This window comes from Ruegeria sp. BA2 (assembly GCF_056539605.1).
On record NZ_JBQFVE010000014.1, the window covers coordinates 100,616 to 117,092 of the forward strand.

Genomic DNA, 16,477 nt, shown 5'->3' on the forward strand with positions numbered 1-16,477 from the left:
ATAAATATGCTTCCGACCAGCATTCTTGCGGCAACCGTGGGATTTTTCGCAGCTACTTCCCTTCAGGCCGGAGTCCAAATTCGCTTTATCGAAGGCGCACCCAAGGACCGTTTTGTTCTGACAAATGTCGGAGCTTGCGAAGTAGAAGCCTCGACCGTCAAAATTGACTTGTCGCAATCTGCCGGACGTCTGATCTTCGACGTTTCCGAAAAAGGCGCGGGTGTGGAGGTGTTCCAACCTCTTGAATTCGTTGAGGGTGCGGATGCTTTGCGGCAAATTCCAGCGGTCGTGGATGGGCAAGATACAATTGAACTTGAGATCGCCTCTCTCGCAGCCGGGGACAAACTCGTCTTTACCATCGATGTAGATGACACTATCGGGCAACGCGAAATCACCGTAACCGGGTCCGAGATCGAAGGCGCCACAGTGTCATATGCAGATGCGAATGAGACCAGTACTGCGACCTTCTCTTCCGAAGCACTTGTGAACGTGACAACCAAGGACTGCTGAAAGCTATCCTGCAATGTCGAACTGGTTGATCCGCATAGCATTCCTTGCGCTCATGGTGGGAGGCGGCATCCTGATCGGGACACTGACCGCACCCGGCGATTGGTACGCGCAGCTTTCTAAACCGGCTTTCAATCCACCAAATTGGATTTTTGGACCGGTTTGGACGGCGCTATATGTTTTGATCGCTATGGTTGGTTGGCGTCAGTTTGAAACAGACCGAAGCTCGACCGCCATGAAGCTGTGGTGGGCGCAGATGGGTCTGAACTTTTTGTGGTCCCCAACCTTTTTCGTACTGCAACTGCCATGGTTTGCCTTTGTCGTCATTGTCGCGTTGTTGGCTGTCATCGTCATGTTCATCGCTCAGGTCAGGACTTCAGATCGGGTTTCCGCACTGGCCTTCCTGCCGTATTTTGCATGGGTCGCATTTGCCACGGCACTGAACCTTTCCATTGCGATACTGAACTGAGAAGGATCGATATGCGTGCCAACTTCATTGGGCTTGTTTCAGGTTTTGTTATCATCGGATGCATGATGGCGCAGGCTGATGTAAAACTGACTGAAGACTTCTCCAAGTCTCCGGAAACGCGTTGGGACTACGTTGCCGACACCGTAATGGGAGGGGTTTCTTCAGGGCAGGTGCAGTTTCGTTCGGAAGGTAATGTTGCATTCGCGCGGCTGACCGGAACCGTGAGTACAGTAAACAACGGCGGCTTCATCCAGTTCCGACGCAAGTTGCCTGATCGGCCAGGTACGGGTGTATCAGGCGTCAGGCTATTGGTCCGGGGCAACGGCGAACAATACTTCGTCCACCTCAGAACACGTGGCACGGTGCTTCCGTGGCAATACTATCAGGCCGCGTTCGCAACTTCTAACGAGTGGACAGAAGTTTATTTGCCTCTGTCAGGCTTCAAGGCTTCAGGTGCTATATTGCGCGCTATTCCCGTTGCTGACGAAATCACCTCCGTCGGAGTCGTAGCCTTCGGGCGCGATCATGAGGCCAGCGTAGATGTCAGCGAGATTGGTTTCTACTGAAGGTCGCTCGGGCGCAGCGCTCCAATCTTCGTTGAACCAGCCAGATCAGGCGACTCAAAAGACGCAAGCGACGTTGCCAATCCAATAGTCTTTGCTCATCGTTTCCATGCGAGTAACTTGGGTCCATGGAAGAAGTCACTCGTCTAACCGAATGGATGATCACAGAAGGTCGTCGCTCCGGCGATCCCGTAAAGGTGGTGTCTCAGTTTTGTTCCTCCTTGGTCGAAGCCGGAGTTCCGCTGTGGCGAGTAAACATTGGCCAGCGCTTTGCCAATCCACTGCTTATTGCTTGGGGCGTGGTTTGGACGCCCAACGGCACCGACAGCTACGATGTCACCCATGAGACAACGTTGACGGATGGTTATGTTGGGAGCTCATTCGAGTATATTCTGGCAAATAGAAAGCCGCTTCACAAAAGTCTCCAGCAACTGGACTCAGAAACAGAGCATTCATCCTATTTGGAATTTGCAGAGCAAGGCGGCACCGACTACTATGCTACTTTGCTTTATTACGGTGATGGATCGCTGCATGGTTGCACGTTCATTACACAGGCGCCGGATGGTTTCTCGCCGAAACATCTGAGGCTGATTGAAGCGGTCTTACCGGCCCTTTCTTGCGCCTTGGAACCTGTGACGATGCGAAAATCGTCTAAAGGTCTACTTCGAACCTATTTAGGAGATGGACCTTCTGAGGCAGTCTGGAGCGGCAACATCAAGCGCGGTGAGCGAACAACTCTGGACGCCGTGGTTATGTTCTCTGATCTGCGAGGCTTTACGGCACTTTCCGAAACCTCGACGGAAGAAGAAGTTTTCGACACGCTCAGCGACTATTTTGATCTGGTGGTCAACGCCGTGGAAGACAACGGTGGAGACGTCCTCAAGTTCATGGGTGATGGCATTCTGTCGATCTTCACTATTGAAGCTCAAAAAAAACATGCCGACCGTTGCAGAATGGCGGCTCTTGCAGCGCAGAGTGTGCTGAGTGGTTTGAAAGCTCTCAACACTAGACGAGACGAGTTCCAAAAACCGCCCTTGGACATTGGAATTGGGATCAACGTTGGGCAGGTCAGCTACGGTAACATCGGCAGCCCCGGCAGGCTTGATTTTACGGTTTTGGGCGGTGCGGTGAACGTCGCAAGCCGAATTGAAAACTTAACAAAATCAATTGGTCAGAGAGTGTTGGCGACGTTAGCCGTTGCAAGTGCTGCACCTAACATGTTCGTTAGCTGTGGGGATCACGAAATACGTGGCCTTGCTAAGCCCATAGAGCTGTTCTTTCTCACTGAAGGGGCGCAATAATCAGGTATAGTTTTTTAACAGTATACCTTTCCGGGAGCATCCTGAGTGTTTGCAAGAACCATAGCCTTACTGATCTGCGCTGGGGCTTCTCCGGCCACGGCATTGGAGCTTCGCGAAACTGGGCGCTACGAGCTCAACCAACCCGCAAGCCTTGACTATGATCCAACGTTTTGTGGCTTGTGGATTGCCAACGAGGGGCCCGAAGCAATTCTCGTTACATTGCAAGGTGATGAGTTGCGCCGAATATCCAGCGATCTCTTTCGGATCAAAGCAATTGCTATTGAAGGGGATCACTTGTTGCTGGGTGATGGTTTCGGCAGTCTTCAACGTGTCACCAAGGATGGATCACCCCTGGGAGCGCCTTTCGAATTGGAAGGTGGGTTTGCGGATACGGAAGGAATTGCAATCAACGCCGCGGGACAGATCGTGACTGTCGAAGATGACCCTGAACGGTTGTCCTGGTTCACCACCGAGGGCACTCTGGCAGCGAGGTTGGATACCATGAAGCTCTCTCCGCCCTTGAGTGAGGCACAGGGCATCGCGATTGACCCACGCACCGGTCACATGTTGATTGTTGATGACTGGGAAGGGTCAAACAGCCTGTATGAGTTCACGGCAGATGGCCAACTGCTCGCCCAGCAAAGTCTGTTGGAATTCGGAACTGACCCGGAAGGCATCGCCATTAGGCCGGGATCTAACCAACTGTTCGTGGCATTCGACGGCGGCGCGAAGATTGTGACATTTGACTACACGCCCACTTTACCTGAAGGATCACCGCCGCTGCCGCCGGGCGCGGATTGCATGATGTTCTGAGAGCTTTTCTGTTTGCTTGGGTCGACGCAGGTTTCCGCTAGTCGCGCTCGCTGTCCAAAGTTTCGCGTATGAGCGTCAGATTAGGGAGTGTTTCATGAAACGGTTCAGACCCGAGTTCGGACAACACCGGATCTAGGGCTGTCGACATCCGCTCCATACAAGCTTTCAAAAACTCCGCGCCTTGCGGAGTAGACCTAGCAATTTTCGAACGCTTGTCATTGGGGTTGGCTTCAAGGGTAATTAGGGTAAGATTTTCAAGGCTCGCGAGCATGTGCGTCATCGAGGTCTTAGGCACTTGAAAAGCGTTCGATAGCTGTAGTGGAGTTTCCCCCTCGGGGCGCCGGACCAGGTGGCCCAATATGCCAAATTGGGTTGCGGTCATTCTTCCAGGTAAGAATGCCTCAAGCTTGGTCGAGATCAACTGATTGATGATCCCGACCTCGGTGAAGAACCGGTAGACTTCGTTGGTCTCATCTTTAGGCTTCATTCAGAATTCGTGTCTCCAGCGGCCAGCGGGGTGTGGCAATTGGTTCAGGTCCATACCCCAAACGCAGCAACATTTGCACCGTGTGGCCCGGTGACGCAAGAAGCTCATGCGCCAGAGCGTATTCATCGGCCATCTCAGGATACTCCTGAAGTGCCTGACTGACGGGGTGAACGCCCAGGCCCATTTCGGTTGTCTTCAAGTAAAAACGCATCAATTGACGCCCGGCATCGAGTTGATCGCTTCGCGTATTTGTGGCTGTCGTGAGAACTGCGTATTGCGGCGTCGCGTCTAGCATGGCGAAGTAGCCCCGCATGTGTGACTGAGTGCCTGGGTGGTCAACGTTCATCAGGGTCTCATTGTCCAATAGGCCGGTAAGGCGCAGCGTTTCCAGCATGGGATCACGTAATTCAATCCCGTCCGGGTTGGCGTTGATTTCTGCTTTCCCGATCCGCATCAGGTCGACGGATTCTTTCAGGGTCTGCGGTGTTCGCATTTCGATTTCGAAAGCGCGTTTCGTGAGGTCTCGAATACGGGCCACCAAATCTTTATCGGTAATCAAAGTTGCATAGTTGCCAAGCGTAGACACTTGATCGGCAGAAAGTGGCTGTTCAGTGTACGGTTCTTTGTTGGAATGTCGGTTGAGGATTTGATCTGAGAGTGGATCGGGCGCTCCGCCAGGGACAAACACTGCTTCTGCGATTGGTCCGTCATCTCCATTTGGCAGTAGTTTGACCTCGGTATCAAATCCCTGTGCACCTGCCGCCAGAACCATCGTCTCAACAAATGCGCCGAGGCCAATATAGAGCTGGCGGTGGTAAGGATCGGTTTCTGGAAGCTCGCGATCAGGATCACGGTGGATACGTACCTTATCTTGCCCAACCAACTCGACCAGCCAAGGTTGCAAGTTGTGTGGATTGGGGGAGAGAATCGCGTAGGATAAGGCGGCTTTGCGTGGGTCGTCATAAGATCTCGGCGTCCAAGGAGCCAACGCGTCATGCGGCGTGCGTGTAGCGAGGAACCCAACCGCACCAGTTGCCGCCAGAATTGTGCCTCCGCCTAGAATCTTGAGAAAACGTCTTCGAATTGGCATTTTGACTCTCCATTAGTGCGATATCGAACTAAATAATACGAAATCGTATTAAATCAACCCCAATGGAATCGTTGACTGGTTTTGTGACTTGGAGAAAAGAAAACTAGAACAGCCGGGCGCCATTGCTGACTACCGTGTCCGACAAGTATTCTGGGTGCCAGGGATGTCAAAACAATCAGTTCTTTTAGACGGTTAAAGAACGAGCACGAGAAGATCGGAAACTGTTAAAGCGTTGCTTCGAGTATCCCACAAAGCATAGCCTTGGCTTGAAGCCTTTGTGCTCGATGACGTTCACAGGGTCGACATCCGGTCGACCTTCGCTAATCGCTTAGACAGCTGCGCAGTAATTGGTGTCTTAAGCCGGACATCGGTTCAGGTTCGTTGCCGAAAGCCTTTAGAGTATTTACTGCAACTCAGCATTGAGACATGCTGCTTTAGATGCGCTAAAAGCTTTTAGGCGTTGGCTTTGGGTCACTTTTTCGGGCATCAAAGGACAGAAGCCAGAGTGCTTTCGAGTTGGAGCGCAGGCTTTTGGGCCAATCGTGCAAAGTTTTGCGCAAACACTGTGCAAATCTATGGGCGAAAACTCAGGGTTTTCTTCAATGAAATCAGTGATGAAAGCGCAGCATTATGAGCATACCTACATCAGTTGTAGGTGTACCCATAGTATTGAATTTTGCGCATAACTTTGCATTATGCAGCCTTTGTAGTTTCGCGATCTGAAGCAGCAATTCGTTCAGAAGGCGACATATGTTCGGATTGAGCCCATTCCTACAGAGAGCTGCACCATAGCCAATAGCCTATAGGCAGCAATATCGTTGACTCTACGCTTTTGGTTGCCTTATCGCTGACCTCATGGTGAAATCGTCCTTCGCATCGCAGGACTATTATCCTCAGCTTCGATAGCTGCGGGCAATTTATCATTGGTTTTCCGCTGCCCCTGACAGCGGTCAACATGCAAACGACCTTGTGCCGGGCGGCAAATTCAAAGGTCGCAAAATGAACAACAACAGCAGAAATCAAAATACGTCGCTAGGCATCGTGGGGTTGGGTGTCAAATCGAATCCAGAACGCAGTCGTCCAAAACTCCGCCAACTCCGCAGCGCTGTATATGGAAAGCGTGGTATCCCCGCTCAGTCAGGAATTGGCACATGGCGACCGCTTTTCAGACCAGGCGAGCCTGGCGTTGGACGAGATTTTCATGACCCAGCCAATGCGTGACCGTATCGTTTCCTACAAATTCTGGAAGCAAGGCGGTGTGATTGCGCATGCCTCGGATACAGACATCATTGGAAAACGTTTCAATCCAACGGATGATCTAAGGCGGGCGTGGAGCGGTGAAATCTCCGGCTCTTTCGAAGAGCTTGATCACGCCGAGAGCGCCGCCGAGGCGGCATTAGGGATACCACTACTTGAAGTTTACAGCCCCATCCGCGAACTCTGGTCCGGCGATATCATCGCAGTTGCGGAGTTCAACGAAAGAGCCGATCAGCTGGAGATAGATTTGGCCAAGGCCAGGCGAACAAGTTGGTTGATCGTCGGCTCCGCATTTCTGGCAAGTACTATTGTTCTGTATTCCATTGTCGCAATTGGCGACAAAACAATTCGACGACAGGGGTCTCTTCTTAAACAGCGGTTGAAAGAAAGTGAGAAGATGGCTGAGCAGAATGCGCTGCTGCGGTCGCGTGTGGTCGAGGCGTCAGAAAGATATACCACGCAAACAGATCGGTTCCTCAAGAATCTTGGAGCTGAGCTACATGATGGCCCTGCGCAATACCTGTCGCTCGCCGCCCTTAGACTGGAGGCGGCGTTTTCCAAAGAGTCCGAAAGGCCTAAAGAAGCAGAGGAAATTCAGCAATCTTTGCAAAAATCTCTGGCTGAAATTCGTGCAATATCGCGAGGGCTGTCCGCGCCAGATATCGACAGTCTGTCACTCGTCGATGTTGTGAAGAGAGCCGTAGAGGATCATGCCGAACACAGCCCGTTGCGACCAGATATTTCATTCCAAGGTAACCAATTCCCAGAGTTGTCATTGTCGGACAAGCTGTGCGTTTTTCGGTTCCTTCAGGAAACGCTTTCCAATGCCGCGAGATATGCTCCAGATTCCAAGTGCACGGTTATCTCTGAAGCGCAGAACGACTGCATAGTTGTTAAGGTCAAAGATGACGGACCTGGATTTGACAGGTCAGAAGAAACCGCATTGCGAGATGATGGTGGCCAAGGGCTTATGGGCTTGCGAGATCGGGTCGAGAGTATTGGTGGCAGGTTCGAAGTCGCATCGAGACCGGGCGAAGGTACCACCATTGCTATGACACTATTTCCCAGAAAGTTAGGCACATCATGACTACATCTGTCGTAATAGCCGATGATCACCCGATATTCAGGGATGGTTTGCAACGCACGTTGGATGAAGCTGATGGCTTCGAAGTTTTAGCCGCTGGGTCCAGTGCTGAAGAGGCAGTATCGCTGGTCGGCACGCATCAGCCGGACATAGCTATTCTTGACCTCTCGATGCCCGGTGGCGGGATAAGCGCAACACGTAAAATTGCAGCGATGGCAAATCCGCCCGTCATTGCAATCTTGACAGTCTCAGAGAACAGCAGCGATGTCGCGGACGCCTTGGAGGCGGGCGCGATTGGGTACATCGTGAAGGGAGTAACCGCGAGCGAACTAACCGCTTCCTTACGCAGCATCGCCGCAGGTGAAGGGTTCGTTTCTCCGGGCTTGGCCTCGCGGGTATTGCTTCAAATCAACGCTGACACCGGCATGTCTACTAACAGCAGCATTCTCGATGACCTTACGCATCGTGAGGAAGAAATACTTAGACATGTGGCCAAAGGACTGAGCAATCGTGAAATCGCTGATGAGTTAGACCTTCAGGAAAAGACCGTGAAGCACTACATGACGGCATTCCTGTCCAAGCTTCATGCGCGAAATCGGGTAGAGGCCGCGCTCATTGCCCATGATGTTTGGAACAAGGGAGATTAAATTCGGTCTCTTTTACGACGATGACGGCCCCTCACTAAGAGACGCCGCCAACGGATTTTTGACTAAAGTTTCAGTTCAGTTGGCAACCGACTGTAACCTCCGGCGATCAGACGCCGTTGCGTTTCTTTCAACAACAGTCCGGTTGTACGGGTCTTTCAACTCGTAGCGCCCAAACTCGATCTCCTCTTTCCAACCATTGGCATAGTCCACTTCGATATTATTGCCCTGGCGTTCGACTTTCGTGGGTCGACTTCCAGCAGTGCCGCCTTGCCTAGAAGAGCGCACGTTGTCGATTGAGATACCATTCGCCAAAGACCGAAGCCTTGAGACGTCAGCGCCGGTCGCGGGGCGTTCCTCAACAGTTCGGTTCTGAGCATTCTTTCTCTCATACCGCCCGTTTTCGATCTCCTCCTTGGTTCCGTCGGCGTACCGCACTTCAATGCCGTTAGCGTTTGTTTCGACCTTCGTTATCCCAGCCGAACCCGACGGTTTGCCCCCTGTTTGAGACCGATCCTTCTTTCCGCTGCCTCTATTGGAGCGTTTCGAGTCGTCATCGTCATCGTCGTCATCATCGTCGCGACCACTTTTGCCTGATCCTGAATTGTCGTCACGATCATCATCTCGGTCGTCGTCGCGATCATCGTCTCTGTCGTCGTCACGATCATCATCCCGATCATCGTCGCGACCATCCCCGTCGCTTCCCCTGCCGCTCTTGGCAAAGACATATGACGGTTCAAAATGTAGGCGACTATCGGCGTCGAACGCTGGCACATAAGGCGTCGCCGCGATCAACGAAGCCAACGCCGCGGCACTAAGAAGTTGACCCAGCTTTCTTTGAAATTTCATTTTCGCCTCCAATGTTGAGCAACACGCTTCGTGACGTTGGAGACAGGTTACTTCTGGTTCGGCTTTCCCACATCGGGCTTAGGTCTGACGAATATCAAGCCGAACGTCTTAGTCAGATCAGTCAAACCAATAGAGTTTTTGCTGAGCCATTTGCCCAGTTTAGTGGGAACTAACCCCGTCACCCTTCAACTCGTCATCTGGTTCGAGGTGAATGACAAAGACGGAACCCGGATACAAACGATCCAGTTCTTCCTCGATGTCATTGCATATATCATGCGCGGCACTGACTGGCATGGTGCCGTCCACAACAAGGTGAAACTCCACAAATATGACATTCGCGGATCTGCGCCCTTTGAGGTCGTGATACTCTAAGGCGGCACCGAGGTTTGCTTCGATTGCATCTGATATGGTCTGCAAGTCATGGTCCGAAAGTGTCACATCCATCAGGCCATCGACGGATACCCGAATAACTTTCCAGCCCTCCCACAAGATGTTCAGCGCAACAAGAATTGCCAGGATCGGGTCGAGGATCAACCAGCCGGTGACAAGCGCCAGTAGCAGACCTGCGATAACACCAACTGAAGTCAGGACATCCGTAAAAATGTGCCGAGAGCTTGCCTCCAAAGCAGGCGACCCCTCCCGCCTGCCGATTTTGAGCAATAGGTAGGCCCATGCGCCATTCACACCCGTTGCAAGGACATTGACAATGATGCCGAGCAGCGGCGCATCCTCCAGATGCGGGTTTGGGAGCGCCAGCACAGCTTCTCTGATGATCAAGAACGCCGCCAGCACAATCAGCACGCCCTCGACGACAGCGGAAAGATACTCGGCCTTTTTGTGACCAAACGGGTGGTTTTCATCAGGGGGCTTGTTCGCGACCCGAACTGCGAAATACGCCAACAGCGCGGCAACGACATTCACGGTAGATTCCATTGCGTCCGACAACAAAGCCACTGAGCCCGTCAGCCACCAAGCCAACAGTTTTAGGGCCAGTACCGCAATGGATATTGGAATGGACCAAAGAGCGATTTTTTGTGTCATTTGGCCGCGACCCTCAGTCAATCATGAACAGAAACTCGGGTGATTGGTGAGCTCCGATGTTCAAAACGTAAAACAGGTGTTTGGTGAAAAGGGAATAGGCCTCACGGCTTCCTACTGGCGACCGGCAACAGCATCTGGTCCCCGCAGCATGGCGCCGAACGACTGTTACTCTGATGGAAGCCCCGCCGCAGAAAAAGGAACAGCTTTGAGATAGGCGGCAATCGCCAAACGATCCTCATCCGTAAGACGCGATGTGTTCTCGATGACGTCCACCATCTCACCACCTGCGCTGTCATAGTCCGGCGTGAAGCCGGATTTCAGGTACTCGGCGATGTCAGCCTCGGACCAATCAAGCTGGTCTGAGGTAAGGCCGGGGATGCGACCTTTCCCGTTTGGATTTGGTGCACCCGTCAGCCAAAGGTCTCGTTTTAAACCACCTAGACCATTTCGCGGGGTATGGCATTCAGCACAATGACCCAGCGCCTCGACTAAATATCTGCCATGGCTTTGTTGGTCGGTCAAATCACCTTCGACTACCCAGCCTGGTGTCATGAACAACAGTTTCCATCCCCCCAATCCACGACGTACATTGAAAGGAAAACCTACCTCATGCGGAACGCTTGCAGTTGTGGCTGGTGGCAGAGTGCCGAGGAATGCGTGAAGCGAATCGACGTCGTCCGCTGACATGTTGGCGTAAGATGTATAGGGAAACGCTGGAAAATAGTGTTGCCCTTTAGGTCCGGTCCCATGGATCAAGGCGTTGGCCAGATCCAGGGCAGACCAGGACCCAATACCAACTTCTGGGTGACTGGAAATGTTGGGGGCAATGAACGTGCCGAATTCCGTCTCAAACCGGCGACCACCGGAGAGCATGAGCTTGTCCTCGCCAACCGCATCCGGCGCTGAATGACAGGATGCGCATCCTGCGGCGTAGAAAACGATTTCACCTCTGGCGAGATCTGGGTTCAAATCGTCAAGTCGAGATTGATCCATTCTTTGTGGTCGGGTCAGCACCAAACCGGCCAACCCAACCAAAAGTGCAGCGAAAGCAGTGAAAAGGAAAAACCGCTTCACAGCTTTCTACCATTTAGTCTTTCGGTGCTCTGTACGCTTTGTGACATGCCGAACAGCTTCCACCCAGATCTCCCATAGCCGCTTTCAGGGCATCAACATCTTGGCCAGCCGCAGCCTGCATCGCAACAGCGGCGTCTGCCATGGCCTGCCCTTTCGCACCAACGTCAGGGAAGTTTTCCCAGATCGCAGGGAGCGCGCGGGAGGACGGATCGGAAACATTGTCAGATCCCGGGGGCCACATTGCGGATTGATCGATCTGCGTTAGCACAACAAGGTTGTTTGAAGCCCGTGTTGCGGCCTCGGCATCATAGTCCACCTCGCCTTTGGCCATGCCGCCAAGTGTACCAAGATTGAAGGCATAGAGCTGCATGATCGAGGTTCGAGCCTTCACAGCCGGGTTTTCACTTTCATGGGCGATGGCTGTGCCAATTGCGGCCAATGACAAAAGACCGACCGCGAAGATTGAGTACTGCTTCATCATGATGTGTCTCCCTGTTCAATGCTCCGAATGTTATCTTGAACGAATTTTCTTGTAATTGTTTGTTATTGGTCGTCACTTGTTAATTTATGAACAACGAAAACTGGGATGATATTCGATACGCGTTAGCCGTAAGCAAATACGGTTCGTTGAACGCGGCGGCGATGGCCATGGGCGTCACGCATGCCACAGTCTTGCGCAGAGTGGCCGCATTCGAAGAGCGCAATGGCTGCCGGATTTTTCAAAAAAGCCCGTCAGGATACTCCATTCTCCCCGAAGCCAGTGCGATCTTTTCGGCCATGGAAAGCGTGCAAGAAGCCGTGCTGTCGGTGGAGCGGGCAGTTGTCGGAGCAAATCGCTCTCCTATGGGTCAGGTGCGCATTACATCGACCGATAGTCTTTGTCAGATTGTTCTCCCTCGCATCATAAACGAGATCTCAGTCCTTTACCCAGGTTTGAAACTGACTCTGCTAAGCCAGAACAGCCACCATGATCTTTCCCGACTGACAGCAGACATTGCTGTGCGCCCATCGATAAAGCTAGGGGAAGGACTGATCGGGCAGCGCGCGGGAACGCTGTCATTTGGCGTCTTTGACGATGGTTGCCCCAATCGCAAGTGGATGAGGCTTGACGGAGCGTTGAGCCGTTCCCTCCCAGCTAAATGGCTAGCGGAGAATGTGGACTCTGACGAAATGACCAACGGAGCAGACAGTTTTCTGGTGCTACAGCAGATGGCTGCCTCAGGAGCTGGTAAAACTTTTCTGCCGTCATTTTTTGGCGACGTGGATACCCGCCTTAAAAGGTCGCAGGTCGTATGTCCTAGTATTGAGGTTCCGTTGTGGGTCGCGACGCTAGAGGAAATTGCGCAAACCCCAAGGTTTGCCGTTGTTCAGAAGGCGTTAGTTGAACGCATATCAGAAGCGCTAGCTAAGTGATTTGATGCAAAACAGATTTTCGATATCTTGCAACTTTGACATTCCAAATTTGCAAAGTCCAGTCGGAAATGCCCGCTTTGGGCTGCAAACAGTCCATTGGATAGGGCTTGGGAAAAGGCTTTGCGAACCAAATTTGGAACGCTCTAGTGAACTTTCGCCAGATTTCTGTTATTTTCGTCATTCCTAAGCAAAGAGAATTCAATGCCGACGGTTAGCCTAAACGGTGCACAGATCCACTACGATGATACGGGAGGCAAAGGAGAGACGGTCGTCTTTTCTCATGGCCTTTTGTTCAGTGGAGCGATGTTTGAAGCGCAGGTTTCTCAACTACGAGATCGCTATAGGTGCATTACATTCGATCATCGAGGGCAAGGCAGGAGTGGCGTTACGGATGCCGGTTATGACATTGACACACTCACTTCGGACGCAGCTGCACTGATCAAGCATCTGGATGCAAAGCCGTGCCATTTTGTTGGACTAAGCATGGGCGGATTTGTCGGGATGAGATTGGCCGCGCGGGAGCCAAGCCTGGTCAAAACACTGACCCTGCTTGAAACAAGCGCCGATCCTGAAGATTCCCAAAACGCTCCGCGCTACAGAATGCTGAACTTTGTGGCACGATGGATTGGACTATGGGCTGTCATTGGACGGGTGATGCCAATTGTGTTTGGCCGCACGTTTCTCGAGGACACTGAACGCGCTGAGGAAAAAACCAGATGGTCCAAGGCTATTACGGGAAATGATCGGATCGGCATTACACGTGCAGTCAAAGGCGTGATCGAACGGGCGGGCTGCATTGACCTCCTCGCCAACATTAAAGTTCCCGTCGGGATTGGCGTCGGGGACGAAGATGTGGCGACAGTTCCCGAAAGGTCCGAGCGCATCCATCGAGAAATCAAGAGTTCTGAACTGGTGGTGTTTCGAAGAGCGGGCCACTCATCTTCCATTGAAACGCCTGGCCAGGTGACGGAACTAATCGAGCGCACAATCCGAAGAGCGAACCGCCAAAAAAACTGAAGCTGATGAGCAGTTGGCTGCCAAGATCGGCACGCGAGCTACCGCAAGCGATATTGGGTTGGCTATGCATTGCAAAGGCGGGTCGGAGTTTTGCGCCTCAAGCCCAGATGAAAACCTGATTTCCAAGTCGTGCAGTCGTCTATGGCACTATTAAGAACATTTTGTGTGGCGGTCGCAGTCGCTCTGATGGGAAGCACTGCGTTCGCTGAAACGGATCTTGAGGTGGCGTTGGATAAGGGCGCCGAGCGCCTTAGTGCCGATCAGATCGCAGAGCTTCTGATCGGAAATACTGTCACAGCAACGTCCGGAGAGAAGAGATTTCGCTTTTTCTATGACCCGAACAATGTTGTGAGCGAAGAGCTCACGAACGGTGGCTGGATTGGTGCCGGCGCATTTGCCATCACCGATACAGATGAGGTTTGCGTTTCCATGGCCGCCGACAAGGGGCGCTATCGCTGCATGACAGTTCTTCGTGTCGGGGACTCGTTCCAGAAATTCAGTGCCGATGGAAAGAGAGCTTTCGAACTGCACAGCTTTGAGCCGTCTACCGGCCTTTGTGTTTCTGTTTCATTTTGGCTCTGAAACTGTATCTGCCATTTTTTTTGACTGAGGAAAAATGGCAGGCACAAATACTGCGGCCCTTTGCTGCATGCAAGGTGAATGCCCGCAATGCGGGCTACTGCAACATTGTGGGCGGGTGCCAATTGGTTCTTTCGGACCGTACTAACCATAACCAATGGCGGTATAAGGTGTTTCGCACCCGTTCGTGCGCCGCGCAGCATTGGTCAAGATGGGCTCACAGCCGACATCTAACCAAATCGGTGCAATGACGCAGAACTCATAGCTTTCTGACGTTTGGTCCCCGCCCCCTCATTTATAGCGGGCTGAATCGACCGTGTTTCTATGCTATCGAATGACCGAACCGGCTCTGGGAGTAGTGGAAGTACCCACCGACTCACGAATGATTTAGAGTGAAGGTGGTGAGGGGCTGGACGAGGGGGTCTTAGCCAGCCCCTCTCTCTCGAGGGGGTAAACGGTGAGGTAGTGTTGTTCCGTTGAAACCACTCTAACCCGATGGTGCGTTGTCCGTAATTGGGGGATTCCCGTAATGACCCAAAATAGGGCGAAACGCTTTGTTTCCAAGTTGTGAACGGTAAGTTTCACAATGAATCGTGGACACAATTTTGCCTCAAATGCGATTATCTCACAGTGGGTGGCACGACTGTATTTTAGCACGTACTGGTTTACGGCCTTTAAAAGAGGGGGTCATGAGTGAGGCGTGTCACCCCGTATCAAACATCGACAACTGGCGAAATACGCGGTTTTTGCGGTCACACTCGCGCGAATTTTCCACTAGAGGGTCTAAATTGCTTCATGCCGCGAGGTTAGCAGTAAAGCGCGGCGCGCCATGATGGGGTTTAGCGATTTCTATGAGGGGGTACGAGTTCAGCGCGTCGCACCTAGTCTAGCCGGTTTCCGCTGTCCGTTTCTGCGACCAAACCTAAAACAATTCCTGAATCATCCTGTCAGGCGTTCTTCTGAAGTTGCGTTGCACCGGTCTTCTGATTGCTTTTGCCTGATTGCTTCACCCGCAGCTTCCATTGCCAGAACGGCCGTTTCCACCGCAATTGCAATTTCGGGATTCGCCCGGACCCAAGGGTTATCTCCCACATTGGACTTGTAGGCTTCCGTCAAGATGTTTGCCGAACACAGGGCATCTTTTGCTACTTTTATATCCATACAAATTCTCCTAAACAAGATATGCTCAAGCAATATGGAAAATTTTAGGTGGGTAAGTAATTTGTGAGTTAAATGTGTATTAAATTCCGTTAAGAGTTTATGAGATGTTCTTTTTCAAATTTTTCATGACAGTGTTCGCGGTGGCGTCATTTTTGACTGTCTTTGTAGTTGATGCATCTGAAATGCAGTCTTCAGGCTTTGTTTCACATTCGGATGATCTAAGGTCGGAGAAATGGTACTTTTCAAAATACGAAAACCAGTCCGCATGGATTGATACCGCCTGGAGCCGTGACGCAGTGCGCTACGATATCAAAGACGAAGCGTTAGTGTTGAATCTTTACCCTACAGTAGACGGAGCGGTTAAACGTTTCGAAGGCGGTGAAGTGCAGCGTACTGGGCAAAGATCTTTTGGTCGTTATGAGGTTGTTATGACCGCAGCGCGCGGTGAAGGAGTAATTTCGTCGTTCTTCACGTATACCGGCCCGCACTTCGATGCGCCCCATGATGAAATCGATTTTGAGTTCTTGGGCGGCGACACAACCGAGGTTTTGCTTGGTATGTTCGTAAACGGAGAAAGGTTGTCAGCCCGATCCGTAAATCTTGGCTTTGATGCCGCCGATGGTCCACATATTTATGCCTTTGAATGGCTGCCGGACAGTTTGACCTGGTACGCTGATGGACGAAAGCTTTTGCGCGTGACGTCTCACGAGACACCAATCCCGTCCAATCCCCAGAAGATATTTGCCAATATCTGGGTTAGTGGTGAGGAGCATAACGATTGGTCGGGAAGCGCGCCAAAAGACACACGAACGGAGGCGCGATACTACTGTGTCTCCTATCGCCCTTGGGGGGCGGAAACCGTTCAATGTTCGACTGAGTGGCCCCGCAACGGTTGAAACGTATTGTTGGCCATACTTGCAAAGGGACGAACAGACATTAATCATAATCAATGTGCTATGCGCCCCCCGCTACTGGTCACCCTCGAAACCTTGTAACAGAGACCGCCAGAGGCAATGCGCTTACTCTCGGATTGGATGGACATCGAATTGAGAACACTTGCGCTGATTGCGTTCCTGTTGCCCGCACCGCTCGTAGCAGATCCTTTAGCAACGGACGAAATCAATACAC

At 52.0% G+C, this 16,477-nt stretch carries 18 protein-coding genes; 11 read left to right on the forward strand and 7 right to left on the reverse strand.

What is annotated here, in order from left to right:
* Positions 1 to 6 precede the first annotated feature (6 nt).
* The 5 genes from ACR0NN_RS21385 (at position 7) to ACR0NN_RS21405 (ending at position 3,653) form a co-directional block, all read left to right on the forward strand.
* Positions 7 to 510: an aggregation factor core gene (locus tag ACR0NN_RS21385; RefSeq protein ID WP_170722411.1), complete on the forward strand. Its 504-nt coding sequence runs from the start codon at positions 7 to 9 to the stop codon at positions 508 to 510.
* A gap of 13 nt (positions 511 to 523) precedes the next feature.
* Positions 524 to 976 (forward strand): TspO/MBR family protein, encoded by a 453-nt coding sequence (locus ACR0NN_RS21390; RefSeq protein ID WP_170722409.1) that lies wholly within the window; start codon positions 524 to 526, stop codon positions 974 to 976.
* Between the two features lie 11 nt (positions 977 to 987).
* A complete protein-coding gene (locus tag ACR0NN_RS21395; RefSeq protein WP_480617012.1) occupies positions 988 to 1,542 on the forward strand; it encodes a CIA30 family protein in 555 nt (184 codons plus the stop codon).
* Positions 1,543 to 1,667: 125 nt separating this feature from the next.
* On the forward strand, positions 1,668 to 2,840 hold the full coding sequence (locus ACR0NN_RS21400; RefSeq protein ID WP_170722407.1) for an adenylate/guanylate cyclase domain-containing protein: 1,173 nt from the start codon (positions 1,668 to 1,670) through the stop codon (positions 2,838 to 2,840).
* Between the two features lie 45 nt (positions 2,841 to 2,885).
* A complete protein-coding gene (locus ACR0NN_RS21405; protein ID WP_480685507.1) occupies positions 2,886 to 3,653 on the forward strand; it encodes a hypothetical protein in 768 nt (255 codons plus the stop codon).
* Positions 3,654 to 3,690: 37 nt separating this feature from the next.
* Here ACR0NN_RS21405 and ACR0NN_RS21410 read toward each other — a convergent pair whose 3' ends face one another.
* Together ACR0NN_RS21410 and ACR0NN_RS21415 are read right to left on the reverse strand one after the other, a co-directional pair.
* Positions 3,691 to 4,140 carry a MarR family transcriptional regulator gene (locus ACR0NN_RS21410; protein WP_170722404.1) on the reverse strand — a complete coding sequence of 150 codons (450 nt, stop codon included), beginning with the start codon at positions 4,138 to 4,140 and terminating at the stop codon, positions 3,691 to 3,693.
* Positions 4,130 to 5,230 (reverse strand): Acg family FMN-binding oxidoreductase, encoded by a 1,101-nt coding sequence (locus ACR0NN_RS21415; RefSeq protein WP_170722402.1) that lies wholly within the window; start codon positions 5,228 to 5,230, stop codon positions 4,130 to 4,132. The genes ACR0NN_RS21410 and ACR0NN_RS21415 overlap by 11 nt, the downstream gene beginning before the upstream one ends.
* Before the next feature lie 1,111 nt (positions 5,231 to 6,341).
* Between ACR0NN_RS21415 and ACR0NN_RS21420 the strand changes: the two genes are divergently transcribed.
* Positions 6,342 to 7,574, forward strand: coding sequence for a sensor histidine kinase (locus ACR0NN_RS21420; RefSeq protein ID WP_480685510.1), 1,233 nt, complete (start codon positions 6,342 to 6,344; stop codon positions 7,572 to 7,574).
* Complete coding sequence (locus tag ACR0NN_RS21425; protein ID WP_480685512.1) at positions 7,571 to 8,218, forward strand: response regulator; 648 nt, start codon at positions 7,571 to 7,573, stop codon at positions 8,216 to 8,218. Before ACR0NN_RS21420 ends, ACR0NN_RS21425 begins: the two co-directional genes overlap by 4 nt.
* Positions 8,219 to 8,293: 75 nt before the next feature.
* On the opposite strand, the gene ACR0NN_RS21430 is transcribed toward ACR0NN_RS21425, so the two are convergent.
* The 4 genes from ACR0NN_RS21430 to ACR0NN_RS21445 all read right to left on the reverse strand — a co-directional run bounded on the left by ACR0NN_RS21430 (position 8,294) and on the right by ACR0NN_RS21445 (position 11,660).
* Entirely contained in the window at positions 8,294 to 9,064 is a 771-nt protein-coding gene (locus tag ACR0NN_RS21430) for a hypothetical protein (RefSeq protein ID WP_480685513.1), read from the reverse strand.
* 159 nt (positions 9,065 to 9,223) lie between these two features.
* Positions 9,224 to 10,105: a cation diffusion facilitator family transporter gene (locus ACR0NN_RS21435; RefSeq protein WP_170722400.1), complete on the reverse strand. Its 882-nt coding sequence runs from the start codon at positions 10,103 to 10,105 to the stop codon at positions 9,224 to 9,226.
* Positions 10,106 to 10,270: 165 nt separating this feature from the next.
* Positions 10,271 to 11,179 carry a c-type cytochrome gene (locus tag ACR0NN_RS21440; RefSeq protein ID WP_480685515.1) on the reverse strand — a complete coding sequence of 303 codons (909 nt, stop codon included), beginning with the start codon at positions 11,177 to 11,179 and terminating at the stop codon, positions 10,271 to 10,273.
* A 13-nt stretch (positions 11,180 to 11,192) separates the two neighbouring features.
* Positions 11,193 to 11,660 (reverse strand): cytochrome c, encoded by a 468-nt coding sequence (locus tag ACR0NN_RS21445; protein WP_170722396.1) that lies wholly within the window; start codon positions 11,658 to 11,660, stop codon positions 11,193 to 11,195.
* Between the two features lie 86 nt (positions 11,661 to 11,746).
* Between ACR0NN_RS21445 and ACR0NN_RS21450 the strand changes: the two genes are divergently transcribed.
* The 3 genes from ACR0NN_RS21450 to ACR0NN_RS21460 all read left to right on the forward strand — a co-directional run bounded on the left by ACR0NN_RS21450 (position 11,747) and on the right by ACR0NN_RS21460 (position 14,191).
* Positions 11,747 to 12,592 carry a LysR family transcriptional regulator gene (locus tag ACR0NN_RS21450; protein ID WP_170722394.1) on the forward strand — a complete coding sequence of 282 codons (846 nt, stop codon included), beginning with the start codon at positions 11,747 to 11,749 and terminating at the stop codon, positions 12,590 to 12,592.
* A gap of 201 nt (positions 12,593 to 12,793) precedes the next feature.
* A complete protein-coding gene (locus tag ACR0NN_RS21455; RefSeq protein ID WP_170722387.1) occupies positions 12,794 to 13,609 on the forward strand; it encodes an alpha/beta fold hydrolase in 816 nt (271 codons plus the stop codon).
* A gap of 186 nt (positions 13,610 to 13,795) precedes the next feature.
* The gene (locus ACR0NN_RS21460) at positions 13,796 to 14,191 is read left to right on the forward strand and encodes a hypothetical protein (protein WP_480685518.1); all 396 of its coding nucleotides are present in this window, start codon (positions 13,796 to 13,798) and stop codon (positions 14,189 to 14,191) included.
* A 936-nt stretch (positions 14,192 to 15,127) separates the two neighbouring features.
* Here the strand turns inward: ACR0NN_RS21460 and ACR0NN_RS21465 are convergent.
* Positions 15,128 to 15,349 (reverse strand): hypothetical protein, encoded by a 222-nt coding sequence (locus tag ACR0NN_RS21465; protein WP_170725119.1) that lies wholly within the window; start codon positions 15,347 to 15,349, stop codon positions 15,128 to 15,130.
* Between the two features lie 104 nt (positions 15,350 to 15,453).
* On the opposite strand from ACR0NN_RS21465, the gene ACR0NN_RS21470 reads away from it, so the two are divergent.
* Positions 15,454 to 16,245, forward strand: coding sequence for a family 16 glycosylhydrolase (locus ACR0NN_RS21470; protein WP_480685519.1), 792 nt, complete (start codon positions 15,454 to 15,456; stop codon positions 16,243 to 16,245).
* Positions 16,246 to 16,477: the final 232 nt, after the last annotated feature.

What these genes read in the sequence shown, in the direction of transcription:
- ACR0NN_RS21470 (WP_480685519.1), top strand. Translation starts at nt 15,454, where the DNA reads ATGTTCTTTTTCAAATTTTTCATGACAGTGTTCGCGGTGGCGTCATTT.
- ACR0NN_RS21465 (WP_170725119.1), bottom strand. Translation starts at nt 15,349, where the DNA reads ATGGATATAAAAGTAGCAAAAGATGCCCTGTGTTCGGCAAACATCTTG.
- ACR0NN_RS21415 (WP_170722402.1), bottom strand. Translation starts at nt 5,230, where the DNA reads ATGCCAATTCGAAGACGTTTTCTCAAGATTCTAGGCGGAGGCACAATT.
- ACR0NN_RS21410 (WP_170722404.1), bottom strand. Translation starts at nt 4,140, where the DNA reads ATGAAGCCTAAAGATGAGACCAACGAAGTCTACCGGTTCTTCACCGAG.
- ACR0NN_RS21425 (WP_480685512.1), top strand. Translation starts at nt 7,571, where the DNA reads ATGACTACATCTGTCGTAATAGCCGATGATCACCCGATATTCAGGGAT.
- ACR0NN_RS21400 (WP_170722407.1), top strand. Translation starts at nt 1,668, where the DNA reads ATGGAAGAAGTCACTCGTCTAACCGAATGGATGATCACAGAAGGTCGT.
- ACR0NN_RS21455 (WP_170722387.1), top strand. Translation starts at nt 12,794, where the DNA reads ATGCCGACGGTTAGCCTAAACGGTGCACAGATCCACTACGATGATACG.
- ACR0NN_RS21445 (WP_170722396.1), bottom strand. Translation starts at nt 11,660, where the DNA reads ATGATGAAGCAGTACTCAATCTTCGCGGTCGGTCTTTTGTCATTGGCC.
- ACR0NN_RS21395 (WP_480617012.1), top strand. Translation starts at nt 988, where the DNA reads ATGCGTGCCAACTTCATTGGGCTTGTTTCAGGTTTTGTTATCATCGGA.
- ACR0NN_RS21385 (WP_170722411.1), top strand. Translation starts at nt 7, where the DNA reads ATGCTTCCGACCAGCATTCTTGCGGCAACCGTGGGATTTTTCGCAGCT.
- ACR0NN_RS21460 (WP_480685518.1), top strand. Translation starts at nt 13,796, where the DNA reads ATGGGAAGCACTGCGTTCGCTGAAACGGATCTTGAGGTGGCGTTGGAT.
- ACR0NN_RS21435 (WP_170722400.1), bottom strand. Translation starts at nt 10,105, where the DNA reads ATGACACAAAAAATCGCTCTTTGGTCCATTCCAATATCCATTGCGGTA.
- ACR0NN_RS21450 (WP_170722394.1), top strand. Translation starts at nt 11,747, where the DNA reads ATGAACAACGAAAACTGGGATGATATTCGATACGCGTTAGCCGTAAGC.
- ACR0NN_RS21420 (WP_480685510.1), top strand. Translation starts at nt 6,342, where the DNA reads ATGGAAAGCGTGGTATCCCCGCTCAGTCAGGAATTGGCACATGGCGAC.
- ACR0NN_RS21430 (WP_480685513.1), bottom strand. Translation starts at nt 9,064, where the DNA reads ATGAAATTTCAAAGAAAGCTGGGTCAACTTCTTAGTGCCGCGGCGTTG.
- ACR0NN_RS21390 (WP_170722409.1), top strand. Translation starts at nt 524, where the DNA reads ATGTCGAACTGGTTGATCCGCATAGCATTCCTTGCGCTCATGGTGGGA.